General features: G+C 35.0%; 15 protein-coding genes and 1 tRNA gene. 10 read left to right on the top strand and 6 right to left on the bottom strand.

The annotated features are described in order from the left end of the window. Window positions 1–7: 7 nt before the first annotated feature. The 4 genes from JEP71_RS08255 to trmB form a co-directional block, all read right to left on the bottom strand. Window positions 8–745 carry a DUF2884 family protein gene (locus tag JEP71_RS08255; RefSeq protein ID WP_109373896.1) on the bottom strand — a complete coding sequence of 246 codons (738 nt, stop codon included), beginning with the start codon at window positions 743–745 and terminating at the stop codon, window positions 8–10. Between the two features lie 22 nt (window positions 746–767). Further along, window positions 768–1694 carry a glutaminase B gene (gene glsB / locus JEP71_RS08250; RefSeq protein WP_198620996.1) on the bottom strand — a complete coding sequence of 309 codons (927 nt, stop codon included), beginning with the start codon at window positions 1692–1694 and terminating at the stop codon, window positions 768–770. 74 nt (window positions 1695–1768) lie between these two features. Next, complete coding sequence (locus JEP71_RS08245) at window positions 1769–2095, bottom strand: YggL family protein (RefSeq protein ID WP_023581025.1); 327 nt, start codon at window positions 2093–2095, stop codon at window positions 1769–1771. Then, window positions 2095–2814, bottom strand: a complete 720-nt coding sequence (trmB, locus tag JEP71_RS08240) for a tRNA (guanosine(46)-N7)-methyltransferase TrmB (RefSeq protein ID WP_109373894.1) — start codon at window positions 2812–2814, stop codon at window positions 2095–2097. Before trmB ends, JEP71_RS08245 begins: the two co-directional genes overlap by 1 nt. A 216-nt stretch (window positions 2815–3030) precedes the next feature. On the opposite strand from trmB, the gene mutY reads away from it, so the two are divergent. From mutY to JEP71_RS08215, 5 genes are all read left to right on the top strand, one after another. After that, entirely contained in the window at window positions 3031–4071 is a 1041-nt protein-coding gene (mutY, locus tag JEP71_RS08235; protein ID WP_198626072.1) for an A/G-specific adenine glycosylase, read from the top strand. 29 nt (window positions 4072–4100) lie between these two features. Next, window positions 4101–4373 (top strand): oxidative damage protection protein, encoded by a 273-nt coding sequence (locus JEP71_RS08230; protein WP_098943971.1) that lies wholly within the window; start codon window positions 4101–4103, stop codon window positions 4371–4373. 63 nt (window positions 4374–4436) lie between these two features. Beyond that, window positions 4437–5507 carry a membrane-bound lytic murein transglycosylase MltC gene (gene mltC / locus JEP71_RS08225; protein WP_198620998.1) on the top strand — a complete coding sequence of 357 codons (1071 nt, stop codon included), beginning with the start codon at window positions 4437–4439 and terminating at the stop codon, window positions 5505–5507. 250 nt (window positions 5508–5757) lie between these two features. After that, window positions 5758–5833 (top strand) — tRNA-Phe (locus JEP71_RS08220). A 1073-nt stretch (window positions 5834–6906) separates the two neighbouring features. Continuing rightward, window positions 6907–8163, top strand: coding sequence for a Zn-dependent hydrolase (locus tag JEP71_RS08215; protein WP_196532201.1), 1257 nt, complete (start codon window positions 6907–6909; stop codon window positions 8161–8163). On the opposite strand, the gene JEP71_RS08210 is transcribed toward JEP71_RS08215, so the two are convergent. Beyond that, window positions 8157–9041 (bottom strand): helix-turn-helix domain-containing protein, encoded by an 885-nt coding sequence (locus tag JEP71_RS08210; RefSeq protein ID WP_198619444.1) that lies wholly within the window; start codon window positions 9039–9041, stop codon window positions 8157–8159. The two genes, JEP71_RS08215 and JEP71_RS08210, sit on opposite strands and share 7 nt — an antisense overlap. Before the next feature lie 274 nt (window positions 9042–9315). Beyond that, entirely contained in the window at window positions 9316–10512 is a 1197-nt protein-coding gene (locus tag JEP71_RS08205; protein WP_198626071.1) for an ROK family protein, read from the bottom strand. Between the two features lie 205 nt (window positions 10513–10717). Between JEP71_RS08205 and JEP71_RS08200 the strand changes: the two genes are divergently transcribed. From JEP71_RS08200 to JEP71_RS08180, 5 genes are all read left to right on the top strand, one after another. Next, the gene (locus JEP71_RS08200; protein WP_109373886.1) at window positions 10718–11536 is read left to right on the top strand and encodes a purine-nucleoside phosphorylase; all 819 of its coding nucleotides are present in this window, start codon (window positions 10718–10720) and stop codon (window positions 11534–11536) included. 84 nt (window positions 11537–11620) lie between these two features. Continuing rightward, window positions 11621–12868, top strand: a complete 1248-nt coding sequence (locus JEP71_RS08195; protein WP_198619443.1) for a nucleoside permease — start codon at window positions 11621–11623, stop codon at window positions 12866–12868. Window positions 12869–13071: 203 nt separating this feature from the next. Next, window positions 13072–14691: a M10 family metallopeptidase C-terminal domain-containing protein gene (locus JEP71_RS08190; protein WP_198626070.1), complete on the top strand. Its 1620-nt coding sequence runs from the start codon at window positions 13072–13074 to the stop codon at window positions 14689–14691. Window positions 14692–15029: 338 nt separating this feature from the next. Continuing rightward, window positions 15030–16448, top strand: a complete 1419-nt coding sequence (locus JEP71_RS08185) for a serralysin family metalloprotease (protein WP_198619441.1) — start codon at window positions 15030–15032, stop codon at window positions 16446–16448. Window positions 16449–16615: 167 nt separating this feature from the next. Then, complete coding sequence (locus JEP71_RS08180) at window positions 16616–18355, top strand: type I secretion system permease/ATPase (RefSeq protein ID WP_198626069.1); 1740 nt, start codon at window positions 16616–16618, stop codon at window positions 18353–18355.

The following is an 18355-nucleotide window of genomic DNA, read 5'->3' as shown; positions in this document are numbered from 1 at the left end:
GGATCAGCTACTTCTTTAATGCATTAATTAATTCAACACGTTGATTTTCCATCTGTGTGATTTTGCTACAAGCTTGCTGACCAAATTGAGTAAACGCAGCTTCTTGCTGCTTCCACTCCTGATCTATGATCTTTTGAAAACCATCTAAGCTTCCTAATAATCCGCCTAAGGCTTTTTTACTGTCGCCACCTGCAGCGGCTAATAACTGTTTTTTCCCCAATTCATTAATGCTGTCTTGCAACATACCACCAAGGCTGCTTTCTACGATTTCACGGCCTTTAGCTTCAACTTCTTTAATGGCTTGAGAATGGAACGTAATGTTATTCGGTTCTATGCTGACCACTCTATCCATTTGCTGATTAAGATCTTTCTCTAATCTACTTAATCTATTGAGGATATTGCTTTCTTTACCAAAAGCTTCAATCACTACTTTATCAAGCACTTTGCGAGAATCTTGCAGTTTTACCCCAGTTTCAGTTCTTAGCCAAGGTACGTCTCGTCTTACTGTGGCTTGATATTTTTTTGCTAATTCTTGTTGTTGTGGTGTCAATGTGGCACTTTTTTCATTTTGAAATAATGTGCCATCAGGATAAATCACCATTAAACCATGTGAACCAGCGACTTCAACAAATTCAGAGGTTATGCGTAAATCATCTTTTGGCATTACAGCACAATCAAAACTTGGTGATGCATTTGCTGTACCCGCAACAAAAAACAGTGTGACAGCAATATTTCTTAAATTCATAACAACGCTCCTGAAAACACACCTAAAAAATTGAACGCCCGACTTTGTTTGCTAATAATTCAAGTGCTGCACAACCTGCTAATGAGTTACCTGATTTATCCAGCTCTGGTGACCAAACTGCAACCGTAAAAGCATCGGGAACGACTGCAATAATGCCACCACCCACGCCTGATTTTCCGGGAATACCAATACGAAATGCAAATTCACCTGCACCATCATACATGCCACAAGTTAACATTAACGCATTTATTTGTCGGGTTTGTCTTGGCGTAATAATCTGATTTTTATTAACCACACACATACCTTGATTAGCTAAATAGCTAAAACATCGTACTAACTCGGTGCAACTCATCTCTATGGAGCAATAGTGAAAATAAGTTTCAAGCACCGTAATAACATCATTCTCAAAATTACCAAAAGATTTCATCAGATAAGCGATTGATGCATTTCGGCTAAGATGCTCCATCTCTGATTTTGCAACCACTGAGTTATAGCAAATATCTGGAGTATCAGTAAGAAAACGGATCACTTCTAACATTCTTTGCTTAGGCGCACTAAGTCGAGACTGCAACATATCAGTGATAACAATGGCACCCGCATTAATAAAAGGATTGCGCGGTATTCCCTTTTCCATTTCTAGCTGTATCAAGGAATTAAAAGGCAGACCTGATGGCTCTTTTCCTACACGTTGCCAAATTTCATTTTCTTCATAACGTGTTAAAGCAAGCGTTAAGCTAAGTACTTTAGAAATAGATTGAATCGAAAAGCGCTTATCTGCCATGCCTGATTGATAGAGTTCACCATCAACCGTATAAACAGCCATAGCAAGCTGTTCTGGAGGTATTTGAGCCAATGCGGGAATATAATCCGCGACTTTTCCTTGCCCGATTAATGGGCGAATTTGTTGCAAAATATCTGACAGTAATGCGTTAGATAACGTTGTAGTCACAGTCCCTTCCCCAGACAGACAAGGGCATCCTTTTGGATGCCCTTGTAATTATTTGCTAAATGTATAACTTTCTATCAATCCCACCAAACATCAAATAGTTCAGAGGTCTGTACATCTTGCATTTTGCTTTCTTTGAGGAAGTTTTCGACTAATTGGCGATGTTCTTCTGTACATTTACCAATTTGTTGTAAGCAGATTAAGCCTTCCCAGCTCAGGTAACCACTTGCATCAAATGCCAGCCCGTTTGGCTCAATAACTTTGAGGATCAGTTCATCAACAAAGCGATCTACTTCCTCAATTGGGGTATTTTCTGGGAAAGTCCATTTAACTGAGAAACCTAATTCCTGAAATTCATCGATACGCATTTTTTTGCGTAAGCGGCGACTACGTTGTTTAGCCATTATTTTACCCTCTTAAACATAAGATCCCAGACTCCGTGCCCTAAACGATGACCGCGTTTTTCAAACTTAGTCACAGGTCGTGTTTCTGGTCGTGGTACATAATCCTGAGTTTCTGACAAATTCTGATAACCTTCAACACTTGTCATCACTTCAAGCATATGTTCTGCATATGGTTCCCAATCTGTCGCCATATGAAAAACACCGTCTAACGTTAATTTTTTTAAAATTAATTCTGCAAAAGGCACTTGAACAATACGGCGTTTATTATGACGCGCTTTGTGCCATGGATCAGGGAAGAATAGCTGAACCATTTTTAAACTATTATCTGGGATCATATGATTGAGCACTTCAATCGCATCATGACACATGACTCTCAGATTACTTAATTGCTCTTCTTCAGCATTTGCAAGACAAGCCCCAACACCCGGTGCATGTACTTCAATACCGAAATAATTATTTTCTGGTGTATTTTTTGCCATAGTCACGAGCGATGCGCCCATGCCGAAGCCAATTTCTAAAATTACAGGCGCTTCGCGTCCAAAAACCTGACTGAAGTCGATGGGTTCCGGTTGATATTCAATACCAAAAACAGGCCACTGTGTTTCTAATGCTTGCTCTTGACGAGGAGTCAAACGACCTTGTCTACGAACAAAACTACGAACGCGTCGTAAAGCACGCCCTTCTTCATTGAATTCCGGAGAAATTACATTCTTGATCATGTCTAATACTGTCAGTCGTTAGGCCAATTATTTACTTAAAATCGTTATAATGTCGCTATAGTACAACTTAACCGACATTATCCAAAGATCACTAAGTTTAGCAAGAGTCACTCATAGAAGCATCACTCTATAAGATAAATATTAAGAGTGTTTACAGTTTATTCTCTCTGTGGTGCAATCTTACCTTAATCAGAACATGAGTTAATAAAATAAAACATGATGGAAGTTCAGCAATTTTCGCAAGTCGTGCTCAATTGGTATCACAAATATGGGCGTAAAACGCTCCCTTGGCAGCAAGAAAAAACGCCTTATCACGTATGGTTATCTGAAGTAATGCTGCAACAAACTCAAGTTGCTACGGTTATTCCTTATTTTGAGCGTTTTATTGCACGTTTTCCTGATGTTAGCGCATTGGCTAAAGCACCTCTTGATGAAGTGCTTCATTTATGGACAGGACTTGGTTATTACGCAAGAGCCAGAAACCTACATAAAGCAGCACAACACATTGTAGATAAACATCAAGGGCAGTTTCCTGATACCTTTGAGGACGTTTGTGCCTTACCTGGTGTTGGACGTTCAACCGCCGGTGCTATTTTATCGTTATCACTGAAAAAACCTTACCCAATTCTTGATGGTAATGTAAAACGTGTTTTAGCACGCTGCTATGCTGTCGAAGGCTGGCCGGGTAAAAAAGAGGTTGAAAATAAGTTGTGGGAGATCAGCGAAAACATCACTCCAACTGAAGGTGTAGAGTATTTTAATCAGGCAATGATGGATTTAGGTGCAATGGTCTGTACAAGAAGTAAGCCTAAATGTGAATTATGCCCATTAAATACTGGCTGTATCGCTTATGCTCAAAATAATTGGGCGGATTATCCTGGGAAAAAACCGAAAAAAGTCATCCCAGAAAAAACAACTTATTTTCTTATTTTACAATATGATAATCTTGTTTGGTTAGATAAAAGGCCACCAGCAGGAATATGGGGCGGGTTATTTGCCTTTCCTCAATTTGAAACAAAAGCGCTTTTAGAACAGTGGCTAGCCGAGCATGGGCTCGATAATAATAAATCAGAGCAACTGATTTCATTTAGACATACTTTTAGCCACTTTCATTTAGATATTGTGCCAATTTGCGTAGAACTCTCAGCGTTTACCTCTATGATGGAGGCGCAAAAAGGACTTTGGTATAACTTACAGACACCTGCAACCGTAGGGTTAGCAGCACCTGTAGAGAATTTACTTAGACAATTAGCCTAAGCTAATCCCTGCGATATTGAGGATTTATTATGAGCAGAACTATTTTTTGTACTTTCCTTAACAAAGAAGCTGATGGACTTGATTTTCAGTTGTACCCAGGAGAAATTGGAAAGCGCATTTTCAATGAGATCTCAAAAGAAGCATGGGCTCAATGGATGACAAAACAGACCATGCTTATCAATGAGAAAAAACTTAACACCATGAATCCTGATGATCGCAAACTATTAGAACAAGAAATGGTGCGATTTTTATTCGAAGGCCATGATGTTCATATTGACGGTTACACACCACCTGAAAAATAATATTCACTTTTCCAGAGCCTTTAAGGCTCTGGTATTTTATTCACCATAGCGATGCAATTGACCATGAAAAAAATCCTTCTCTTGCTGATTATCGCCCCTCTACTCATTTCATGTAGTAGCCAACCACCAAAAACATTTGAACCTGATTACGCAAAGGATACCAATGCGTTCGATATTCTTATGGGGCAATTTGCCAATAATATCGAAATGATTTGGGGTATGAAGGAAGTATTAATCGCAGGCCCTAAAGATTACGTAAAATATACCAATGCTTATAAAACACGTAGCCATATTAATTTTGAAGCAGGTACAATTACGATAGAAACTTTAGGTGATGATGCGCCTCAATTCCAATTGCATAAGGCGATAGTCACAACGTTATTAATGGGTGAAGATCCAGGTTCTATTGACCTCTACTCTGACGTTAATAATATTCCTCACAGCACTGAACCGTTTTTATCTGGGCAGGTTCTTGATAATACGGGACAACCTATACGCTGGGAATGGCGAGCCAATAAGTTTGCAGATTATCTGATTGCCAATAAATTACAAAAACGCCAATCTGGTATGAATACCATTTGGTATGTCACCATTAATCTTGTTCCTAATCACCTTGATAAACGTGCTCATAAATATTTACCGCTCGTTCAACAAGCTGCGGCTAAATATGGGGTTGAACCATCACTGATCTTGGCAATTATGCAAATTGAATCAAGTTTTAACCCATATGCCGTGAGTAGTTCTGATGCGCTAGGTTTGATGCAGATTATGCCAGCAACGGCTGGACGAGATGTATTCCGAATGCAAGGAAAATCTGGGCAACCAAGTCGTAGTTACTTATTTGATCCAGCTAATAATATCGATGCTGGTGCGGCTTATATCTCAATTCTGCAAAATAGCTACCTTGGCGATATCAAAGATCCTGTTTCGCGCCGTTACGCCGTGATACAGGCTTACAACGGTGGTGCAGGTAGTGTGTTGCGGATATTCCACAACGATAAGAAACAAGCTGCTGCCATGATTAACAACTTAGAGCCAATGCAGGTGTATACCACATTACGTAATAAACACCCTGCCGACCAATCTCGTCGTTATCTTGAGAAAGTCAGTACAGCTCAACGTAACTATCGTTAGTTGATGCTTAATCCAAAAAACAAAGCTTCCTCAATGAATTTGGGGAAGCTTTTTTGTTATTGAGACTTAATAAACGATTTTATCGTCATGTATTTTTTGAGTATTGCAAAAGACTTTAGCTTTATTTTTACTCATCTCCCACGACAAATAGCGTTTTAATACCCAATGAGTTTAAAAAAACAGCAATCGAACGGTTTTGTGATAAATAACGTTGACGAGCAAGGCGATATCGGGTTTAATACGCCCCGTTGCCCGAATAGCTCAGTCGGTAGAGCAGGGGATTGAAAATCCCCGTGTCCTTGGTTCGATTCCGAGTTCGGGCACCATCTTTCATTTGTTCGTCAGTGAGTTAAATTACTGAGAGGGCAAAAAAGCTAAGATAAGACACAAATTTAACGTAAGTTATCTGTTGTTAAAATTAATCAAAAGCTTTGAATAAACAGTCTTGCTCAAACCAAGGCTGTTTTTTTATTTGTAACTTTTACTTTCTTTCCTAACTCTGTAACTCTGTTCTAGCAATCAAAAGAATCACCAATATATTGATAGGCAAATTTCATTGCTATTCTTCTTAAATAACTGGATTCTCTTCTTAATGTATCGCTATATACATCACTATAACTATAGTCTAGTTCATACTCAGTCATTTCTTTCACATCCTTATTTAAAATAAAAACTTAAGTAATATCTCATCCAAATTATCGGCTATTATAGTGTAATATTTAATAATTCTTATTAATAGTAAATATTTAGTTTTCTACTTAGCAGAGAGATAAAAGTCCATTTAACCAAAGCAATAAAATAAATAGGCTATAAATCTAAATATATAAGATAGGTTATTATTTATTTTTATAATTATAAAATTAATTTTATATAAAGACCTCTATATATTTACATGGTATTTATGATATTTACAGGAAAACCCAACATTCCCCTGATAATGTTATAAATATTATTTATATATAAAAAATGATATCTTTATTAATACGAAAAGTCAGGGATATTTTTAATTATCTTTTATTATTAGTATATAAATCACAATTTAAATAACTCTTAAAATAATAAATTTACCACCAATAATAATTCTTATTTTCATTTTGAAATTAAAAATATAATTTTAAATATACTTAACATAAAAAAGCGATCGCTTTTATAACATTTATAATACAATTTAAGTTCATTTAAGAAATACCCCTGCTATATATCTCTTTTTAATTGAAACCTACCTCACAGAATATGAAATTCACCTTAATTGTCATTGACGAAATATAGCTTCAGCAGTAAATATAATAAGCAATGATTATAAAAACAGTGACCATCTTTAAAGATGGCTTTTTTAATCCTTAAATTGTCTCATTTTTTAGACAAATAAATATTACAGAAACCACGGGAGAATTCTCTTATGACTCAACAAGATACAGCAACTCATTATTCAATTGATGATATGAAAGCATTAATTGAAACAATGCAGATTTATAAAAAAGACAACAGTGGCAAAGGGATAACTCGTATTGCTTATGGCGAAGAAGATGAAGCCGCCCATCTGTACCTTGCTGGTTTAATGAAAGAAGCGGGTCTTGAAGTTTATCGTGATGGTATTGGTACACTTTACGCACGTTTACCAGGTAAAGATCGTTCACTACCCGCAGTAGGTACAGGATCTCATCTTGATACAGTCCCTCAAGGCGGTGCTTATGATGGAGCTTTAGGTGTTATTGCAGGTTTTTATGCATTAATGCAATACAAACCACAACAACTTAAACGTGACCTTGAGCTTGTTGTTTTTCGTGCGGAAGAATCTAGCCGTTTTGGCTTTTCGTGTATTGGCAGTAAAGTATTAACAGGAAAAATAGATAAAGCTCGTTGGGAACAAAATAGAGATGATGACGGCAATAACTTCTTTGAAGTTTTAAAATCTTTAGGTTATCAGCATGATAATTTGGATAGTTGTTTAGTCAAAGCTGATCGTTATAGTGCCTTTGTTGAGCTTCATATTGAACAAGGTAAACGCCTTGAGAATGACAAAAAAACTATTGGTATTGTCAATGGTATTGCGGCACCAACTCGTTTTTCAGTCACTGTTAATGGTCATGCGGATCACTCTGGTGCAACGCCTATGTATCAACGCCAAGATGCGTTAGTGGCAAGTGCAGGGATTATTACCGATATCAACCGTGCAGCATGCACTGAAGCAGTTTATGGCACTGTAGGTACAGTGGGTAAACTCAATGTTGTGCCGAACTCCATGAACGTCATTCCAGGACAAGTAAAATTCTCTGTTGATATTCGTGGTATTGATACTGAAAGTATTCAACGTGTTGTACAACGCCTAAATAATAGTGTGGAAAAAGCAGAAAAAGATTTTGGCGTCTCTATTGATGTTCAACCGATTTCTGCTGAATCGCCAGTCAAACTAGATGATTCAATTTGCCAAGTTATTGAAAGCTTGTGCCAGAAACACGATATCAGCTATATGACAATGCTAAGTGGTGCTGGCCATGACTCAATGAATATGGCGTCACTTTATCCAACTGCGATGATCTTTACACCTTCAGTTGCCGGTATTAGTCATCATCCTGATGAGTTTACCGAATTTAGTGATATTGCTGTCGCTGCAGATTTATTAGCAGAAACATTAGGCACATTAGCCAATCAATAATGACTGACTATTTGTTTTAGAAGGTTAATTGCATCATCTCCCTTGGTTGCTTTTAACCATAATTTATCAAAGAGGGATTGATATTGAAATATCGCCTCAGTTGAAGAGGTTACAGTAGCAATGCCCGTGCTGACATTAGGAAATTCACCTAAACGGAACGGGCTAACGGCTAAAGAAAGAGGGATTTTGTCTTGATAAAATAATTGGAAAGTTAAAGACGGCATAGTATCTGAAATAATTGCAATATTAAGATAACTATTTTTTTGCTCTAACTTTTCAATTAAATGAAGAATTTCGTTTTTTGCTCGTTGTTTTCTTTCTTGTTGCAGTGTTTTAGTTAAATTAACCGAACCTAGCATGCCAACATAAAGAAATTTTTCAATTTGTTGCTGGCTAATAAGGTTATAAATATGGGGCGAATGTAAGGACTGATGTTTCTTACGCTCTTTTAAAATAGACAAAACTTCTTGTTGTTTTTCAGACAAAAGATTTAAAGGTGATGCCTCTGTTAGCATTTCAACCAATGTTTTGTCATAACAATCTGAAGTTAATAAGTAAGAGAAAGGTTCGAAGTGGGTATAAATATGTGAAGATTGACTTTCAAGTTGGCGCATTCGTTCAAAAAAGCCATTTGCACTTGAATAATATTCAGTATTAATACCCAACAAACTGGTTAACGAGGTATTTAATAATCTAGCAAGATTATCAAGTGTCTCAATTTTAACAATTTCGCCTTTTTCTAACCGATACACAGCAGCACGAGAAATACCCAAGCTTTCTGCTACATCTTCAGCTTTTAATGAAGAGGCTATGCGGTAAGCACGCAAGCGATAGCCAATGGCTTGATAATCTATTTTTTCTCTAGGTATGTAAGGCATATTTATAATTGGCTCCCAAATGCACAAAGTACCAGGGTAAAGTAACGGCACAATAATAAGATGTTAGTTCAGATAGTTTAAATTAAACCAAAAATAAAAAGAATCACCTTTCTCACAATGAGGTAAATAAAAAAAGTTTGCAGTAAAAAGTTAGTCTATATCAATAAACCTGTCTCCTAGCAGGTAACCTCACCAGGGTTAAAGCAGTAAAAACAAACAACAATAAAAAAACTAAAAGGCGATGTAATTGATATTACACCGCCTTTTTCATTATTTAATTAACTAAATGCTCTAATACCATAGCGCCAGCGCCTTGAGAAACGATTTCATAAGCGTGGCTTGCTGGATAAACTTCTGTTTTTATATTTGGGAAAAGAGCGAGTTTCGTTTCAATCGTTTTTTTGACGGTATCAAAAAACGTATATTTAGGTATTAATGTTCCGCCACAAACAACAATATCAGGTTGGAGCATTAAAATCGTATTTGCAATAGCAAGCCCATAGTAATAAGCCGCTTCTTCTAATGCATCAATACACAGAGGATCTCGCATTTCTATTGCTTGAAAAATCGTGTGATAGTTAATTTCATCATCGGTACTGACCAGAGAAGTTAATAAGGAGTGCTTTCCCCGCCTTATTTGATGAATAATACTATTTTTTATGGCGTCTAAAGAACACAATGTATTTAAACAACCATAAGAGCCACATTCACACAATAGCCCTTTTACATCAATCGTCATATGACCAAAACAATTCATCGTCGCTGAGGTATCAGTTAAAAACTGATTACCAATAATGGCACATCCTCTTACTTCGGTATCACAAGAAGTAAATAAAAATCGTTGTGTTTTTTGGCGATAATATAAACGAAATTCAGCTAAAGCAGCAAAATGCACTCCACTTCCCACTGTGACGTAAGTAGGAATTTTTTTACGTAATAACGCCTCTAATTCACTGAATTCTTCATCGAGGGATTTTGAAGTCAATTGATGTTCGACAACATGCTCAATAGAAATTCCTAACCCTAAAACTTTTTCATAGCTGATGTTATTTTTTAATAACAAGGCATCAATTTTAGGTAATAGCTTATCTGTCATCTCATATGCAGATAAGTAAGGTTCTGGCGATATTTTAATTTTATCCAACATATTAAGTTTCAGATCCATCAACACAATGGTTGAATAGACCTTACTTAATTCAATACCGATTAAAAATACCCCTTCTGTATTGATATTATACAAAATAGGTTTTCGACCACCCGTTGATTCACCTAATTCTGCGGTTGTAATTAATTGAAGAGCATTTAACTCGTCCAGTAGTCGAGCGCAAGTAGCAGGCTTCATTTGTGCCAATTCAGTGAGTGTTTCTGTTTTTATTGGGCCATTTTCTGCCACTAATTTATAAAGGCTTTTAAGTTTCAATGCTTTTGAAGTCTTAGAAGACTGAAGTTCTTTTAAATTTTTCAATAGCATAGCCATTTCCTTTATTAAATTATTTAGCCACTCAAAGAAGAATATCGCTATCTTACTGTAAAAAAAGCAATAGTTCCTTAGTCAAAACAAACAACATGATCTTAATCTCAAAATGAGAAAAAGTAAGTTGTTCATTTCTGTGTATCAGGCAAAGTACTCTCAAGCACAATTAAAAATGTAATGACGATTTACATAGGAGAGAGTCATGCACCAGATTTCTGAAATTAATAAAGCAAAAGAATTTGTTCAATCTAAAACCACAGAAAAACCAACTATTGGGATCATTTTAGGATCAGGTTTAGGTCCTTTTGCCGATACATTAGAAGATGCCGTACATATTCCTTATCACACCATTCCACACTTTGCAGCATCAGGAGCTGTGGGGCATGCAAATGAATTAGTGATTGGAAAAATTGCAGGAAAAACAGTTGTTGCAATGAAAGGTCGTTTTCATTACTACGAAGGTGTATCGCTCGATGAAGTCACCTTTCCTGTTCGTGTAATGAAAGCATTGGGTGTTGAAAAGCTGATTATCACTAACGCATGTGGCGCTGTAAATACAGATTTTAATCCTGGTGATCTAATGCTAATTACTGATCATATTAATCTAACTGCAAATAACCCACTGATTGGGCCAAATAACCCTGAATTAGGTGTTCGTTTTCTAGATGTAAGTGAAGTTTATAACAAAGCTATGCGCCAAATTGTTATTGATATTGCCAAAGAGCAAGACATTACCTTACGTCAAGGTGTTTATGCATGGTGGACAGGGCCAACTTATGAAACCCCAGCAGAAATTCGCATGATAAGAACATTAGGTGCCGATGCCGTAGGCATGTCAACCGTTCCAGAAGCACTTATTGCTCGCCATTCAGGTATTGATACCATTGGTATTTCATGCTTAACCAATATGGCTTGTGGCATTTTAGAACAGCCTCTTAGTCATGATGAAGTTATTGAAACCGCAGAACGTGTGAAATCTACCTTCTTAAAACTGATCAGTGAAGTGATCGCTCGCTTATAACTTTTTATCAATAAAAGAAAAAGTGGAGAATAGATAGCTGCCTATGCTCCACTAAAATCAATATCCCCAACAGTGGAGATTGTTATGGGTATAAAAATACAGCTCAAAGGCATGATGTTTATGCAATATTTTATCTGGGGAAGTTGGTTAATTACCCTAGGTGCATACATGATGCAAACATTAAACTTCACTGGGATTGAAGTTGGATTAGTTTATGGCTCTAAAGGCATTGCTGCTCTGATTATGCCTGGTTTATTAGGTATCATTGCCGATAAATTTATTCCTGCAAATCGCTTATATATCATTTGTCATCTTATTTGTGCTGTTGCTTTATTCTTTGCGGCATCAGTGACTGATCCAACAATCATGTTCTGGGTTATGTTCATTAATGCATTAGCATTTATGCCAACTATTGCGCTTTCAAATTCAATTGGTTATTTTTGCTTAAATAAACACAAGCTAGATTCTGTTGCTAATTTTCCCCCTATTCGTGTTTTCGGTACGATAGGTTTTATTATCGCCATGTGGTGTGTAAGTTTATTTAAATTAGAACTCAGCAACACTCAATTATATATTGCATCAGTAGCTTCTCTTTGTTTAGCTCTCTATTCATTTTGCTTACCTAAAATTCCAACAGCCCAGCATAAACAATCAACCTCTTGGGCATCTCGTTTGGGATTAGATGCCTTTGTTTTATTCAAAAAACCTATAATGGCAGTATTCTTTTTATTTGCCATGCTATTAGGTGCGGTACTTCAAATTACCAATACTTTTGGTAGTCCTTTTATTCATGATTTTGCTAAAAATCCTGAATTTGCTGATAGTTTAATTGTTCAATATCCATCAATTTTATTATCAGTATCACAAATGGCTGAAGTTGCCTTTATTTTAGCAATTCCTTTTTTCCTAAAACGCTTTGGTATTAAAAAAGTCATGTTAATTAGTATGATTGCATGGACTTTACGTTTCGGATTATTTGCCTATGGCGATCCATCTCCTTGGGGATTTGTATTGCTAATGCTTTCAATGATTGTTTATGGTTGTGCATTTGATTTCTTTAATATTTCAGGCTCTATCTATATTGAAAATGAAGTTAATCCTGAAATAAGAGCCAGTGCTCAAGGGTTATTTATGACCATGGTCAATGGTGTTGGTGCATACGCAGGCTCTATTTTAAGTGGTATGGTCGTTGATCATTTTACAGTTAATGGAATGAAAGACTGGCAATCTATTTGGTTAATTTTTGCATCCTATACACTTATACTTGCTATTGTATTTATATTTGCATTTAAAGAAAATAAGGTGAGTAATTATAAAAAAGATTTTTCATAATTAACTTATATATTCCCTCTTTTAAATGATAATAAACCTTTATTGGTTTATTATCATTTTTACTTTTCTCAATATAAATATTATTAAATCGCCTCTCTTTTTTCAAATGAAATCCATTTTTAAAAGAAATTTAATATTAAGAAAAATAAAATAAGCATGCTTTAACATGGAAAATGTTTATAAAAAAAGGATATTTATATATTATGAATGCTATTCATCAAAATGACCCTTTAGAAAATAGTGATATTATCAATTTAATAAAGAATTTTAAACCTCTACGCAGATGGAAAAAACAAGATCCTAATAGTGATTTTACTGAAGTTACATATAGCTTTCCTGACTGGAGCAATTTAAGGGGTGAGGAATATAAAACCATTACAACATTAAATCAATATCAACAAGATCTTGCCGAAAAAACATTACAACTATGGGCTGACATTGCCAATATTACATTCATTAAGAAAGACAATAAATATGATACTAATATTAAATTTGGTGTTTATAATAATATAAATGAACTAACGAAAGATAATTCTCATTTAGTCGCTGGTGTTGCAACATTCCCATTAAATAATATAGAGCCAGATAAAAAAATAGAAAAAATCACTGATTACAGTATAGGAGGACATGTTTGGATTAATATATCTTCAACTACACGTATAAAAAAATTCAATAAACATGAAATAACACCAGAGCAAAAAAATGAAATAGATTTATTTAAAGAAAAATCAGACAATATAAAATATTATTATATAGAAACAGATACTCATATTACTTTATATAAAAACAATAATGAAAATGGTCATATAAATAATCAACCTATAATATTACAAAAAGGAAATAAAGAAACTCAAACTTATATACATGAAACTGGACACGCTCTTGGTTTACCACATACCTTTAGAGTGAATGATCATAATAATCCTGATATTGAAGAAAATAGTTTTAAATATTCTATAATGTCATACCGCCACCCAAAAACAAAAGAAGCTGATTTCGTTGGATTATTTCCTATGTCTCCATTATTAATCGATATATATGTTATTCAAAAGTTCTATGGCGTAAATCTAACGACACGAACAGGTGATACTATTTATGGTTTTAATTCTAATACGCAAAGAGACTGTTATAGTTTAACTTCATCAGATGATGTCATTATTAGTTGTATTTGGGATGCCGGTGGCTGTGATACTCTTGATTTTTCAAAATATAATTTTGAGCAGAAAATAGACCTTAACCAAGGTGCTTTCTCTGATGTAGGTGGGCTAAAAAGTAACATTTCTATTGCGTATGGAACAATAATTGAAAATGTAATAGGAGGAAAAAACAATGACCACATCATTGGTAATGAAGTAAACAACCACTTAATTGGTAATCAGGGTAATGATATTATTTATGGATATGATGGGGATGATAAAATTTTTGGCGGTAAAGGTAGTGATGCACTTTATGGTAACGAGGGCAATGATTTCATTAATGGAGAAGATGACTGCGATATAATTTCTGGAGGTAATGGACATAATACGCTGTTCGGAGGAAAGAATGCTTATATGTTTTTTTTCGAAATTAGCAACAAGACAAATAGCCATAATAAAATTATGGATTATCATATAAATGAAGATTTCCTTATTTTTTTAGATGAAAACAAAATAAGCCTAAATATCAAGAAACTTATATCTCAAAATTCAATCTCGCTTAAGATGAGTTTTCAAGAAGAAGATAATTTAACAAAATTAGCAATAAAAACAAAAGAACAACTAGAAGTTCCAAATTTAACAATAGATATTGTTGGGAATTTCAGTTATGAAGATCTATTTTATTAATATAATTAATTACCTTAAAAAATAACGAAAAATTTATAAGGCTTGTATTTACCCAAGCCTTATAATAAGAGAATGAAATACATTATAAAATCATGACGGAATTATATAATAACATTAAAAAACATCTCTCTAGAGAAGATAACCTAAAATTTATTTACTTAGTAAAATTATTCTGACTTAAAACACACCTCACTTCACAATTATTTAAAAACTTATTTTTCCCCTCTAGATTAATATCAATAAATAGCTATCTTTATTATCGCTGGTGTTCGCCAGATAATTAAACTATTTTCAACATGAAAATAAACCTAACCTAAACTTGATATCCGGAGGATATTATGGGTTCTTCTTTATTAAAAAAAGCAGTAGGATTATCTAATGTTTCTGACTTATTAGATAAAAGTGGAATTTTTTATAATTTCTCAGCTAAGACTCTACCTTCTTTTGATTATGATACTGCTGGAAAACATATTGCACGCGAAAATTCCACATGGAATGGGAAATATGTTGTTGGACAAGCGGCAGAAGTGACATATTCATTCCCAACTTGGGCTGGTAAAAAGTTTAATGATTTTGGTGATAAAAATCCCTATGGATTTAATTCAGTACAAAAAGATCATGCAAGACAATCTTTAGATGCATGGTCTGATATTGCAAATATCAAATTTACCGAAGTAGCGCCAGGTGTAAAATCAGATATTACTTTTGGTAATATTACTGATCCAAACGGCACATTCCAAGCTTATGCGACGTTGCCAAATACCTATAGTTATGGACGTGATCTTTCAGGCCAAGCTTGGTTTAGTGATTATTATTATGCTGGTAATACAACACCTGAATTAGGTAATTATGGTCGTTTAACTATTATCCATGAAATTGGCCATGCACTTGGTCTAATGCATCCTGGCGATTATAACGCTGGGCAAAACGTACCTGGCTATTTAAAGTCTGACTACGCTGAAGATAGTCGCCAATATACTGTTATGAGTTATTGGGAAGAATATGAAACAGGTGCGCACTTCCAAGGTGCTTATGCAGGCGCTCCTTTACTTCATGATATTTCAGCAATGCAATATCTTTATGGCGCAAATACCACAACCAGAACAGGTGATGATGTTTATGGTTTTAACTCAAACACAGGTATTGATTATTACACTGCAACAAGCAGAAACGATAAATTAATATTCTCTGTTTGGGACAGTGCTGGTAACGATACTTTTGACTTCTCAGGATATTATCAAGATCAAGTTATTGATTTACGCGAGGGTCATTTCTCTGATGTTGGCGGACTACAGAAAAACGTTTCTATTGCACAAGGTGTAACAATAGAAAATGCAATCGGTGGCTCTGGTAATGATATTATCTACGGCAATGATGCTGATAATATTCTCATCGGCGGTGGCGGTAACGACATACTGTATGGTGGCGGTGGTCAAGATACATTATGGGGTGGTACAGGTAGCAATACCTTTGTTTATAAAGAGATCACTGACTCTCTGGTATCTGCCGCTGACAAGATAATGGACTTCAAATCAGGTATTGATAAGATTGATTTATCAGCATTAATCGAAAATACCTTTAGCCATAAACTCCTTAACTTTGTTGATAATTTTACAGGTCGCTCGGGTGAAGCAACCATTAAATATGATCAATCAACAAACTCAAGTGAACTTGCTATTAACGCTTATGGTTACAGCCCTGATTTCAAAATTGACATTGTAGGATTTGTTAATTACGAAACTGACTTTATTGTTTAATTTTTCATTGGGTAGGAGAGAGATATTTCTCCTACCTTTCTTTTACCTATAAGGAGTTATTTTTATATTATCTTATTAAAAAAAAGATAAATTGATCACTCCATATTGATAGAAGAAATGCAGTAAATAGCAATAAAACAGATAGGAATAAAATCAGGAATAACATTATGTCAGCAAGCAAAAAAAATAATGAAATAACAAATATTATAAAAGAAAGAAAGAAAGTATTTCTTTCCATTGGAATATTTACAGCCTTAATAAATATTTTAATGTTAGTTCCTTCTATTTATATGTTGCAAGTTTATGATCGAGTCTTACCATCAGGTAATGAAATGACTTTATTAATGCTAACACTCATTATGTTAGCATTATTTATTTTTATGGGAGGATTGGAATACTTAAGAAGCATTATTGTCATTAGAATGAGTAACAAACTTGATTTATCCTTAAGTTCAAGAATTTATACTGCTGCATATCAAGCAAAATTAAACAAAACGCCCAGTATTAATTCCTCTTTAGCATTTAATGACTTAGTGACTATTAGGCAATTTATTACAAGTCACGCCATTTTTGCTTTTTTTGATTTACCTTGGTTCCCAATCTATCTTCTCGTTATCGCATTATTTAATCCATGGTTAGGATTATTTGCATTATGTGGTGCGCTCGTTTTATTTTCTTTGGCTATTCTTAATGAATACTTGTCTCGATCATCATTAAAAAAAGCCAATGAGTTTGCTAATCAAGCTCAGGTAATACAAGGTCATCATTTTGAACATCCACAGCCTATTGAAGCAATGGGAATGCTAGGTTATTTACGTAACCAATGGCAAATTGCTCACTTTAAATATCTACAAGCACAAACTCATGCAAGTGATAATGCAGCAAGTATCAATGCAATAACAAAAGTCACCCGAATGGCACTGCAATCTTTAATGCTAGGATTAGGTGGATGGCTAGCAATAGATAATACAATTAGCCCAGGAATGATGATCGCAGGATCAATACTATTAGGTCGCGCTTTAGCGCCAATTGAACAAGTTATTGGTGTATGGAAAAACTGGGATAGTAGTAAAGAAGCTTATAAAAGGTTAACCACACTATTAAAAACGTATCCTGAAGAAAATAAAAAAATGGCGCTACCTGCTCCTAAAGGTGAATTAACAGTAAATATTAATCAAGCTCAATATCCTCAAACGGAACGCACACTATTAAATAATATTCATTTTTCGCTAAGCCCCAGCGATGTACTTGGCATTATTGGCCCGAGTGCTTCAGGAAAATCCTCTTTAGCTAAATTTATTGTTGGCATATGGGAAGTTAAAACGGGCGCCATACGCCTTGATAATGCAGATATATACCAATGGAATAAAAGTGAAGTTGGCCAATATATCGGATACCTTCCTCAAGAAATCGCCCTTTTCCCTGGCACGATTGCCGAAAATATTGCTCGCTTTTCTGAAATAGATCCTCAAAAAGTCACTCAAGCTGCAATGATGGCAAATGTTCATGAAATGATTTTACGTTTTCCTGATGGTTATGAAACCATTATTGGTGCTCATGGTGAAGGGTTGTCAGGAGGACAACGACAACGTATTGCGTTAGCTCGCGCATTATATGGTAACCCTGCTCTAGTCGTTTTAGATGAACCCAATTCTAATTTAGATGATTTGGGCATTAAAGCTCTAATGCAAGCAATTCAAACACTTAAGCAAAATAAAAAAACCGTTATATTAATCACGCATCAAAAACAATTACTCTCAGTGACCAATAAACTCTTGGTTCTTTTCGATGGTCACACAAAATTATTTGGCTCTACAACAGCTGTTGTTGCTGAGTTAAATAACTCATCAGTAATAAAGAGTACGCCAACACCAGCAACTACACCTATTACTCAAAGCAATATTTAA

Origin of the sequence: Proteus sp. PR00224, from assembly GCF_016238105.1 — a bacterium.
Lineage (GTDB): Bacteria > Pseudomonadota > Gammaproteobacteria > Enterobacterales > Enterobacteriaceae > Proteus.
This window is presented reverse-complemented; position numbering and strand designations above follow the sequence as displayed.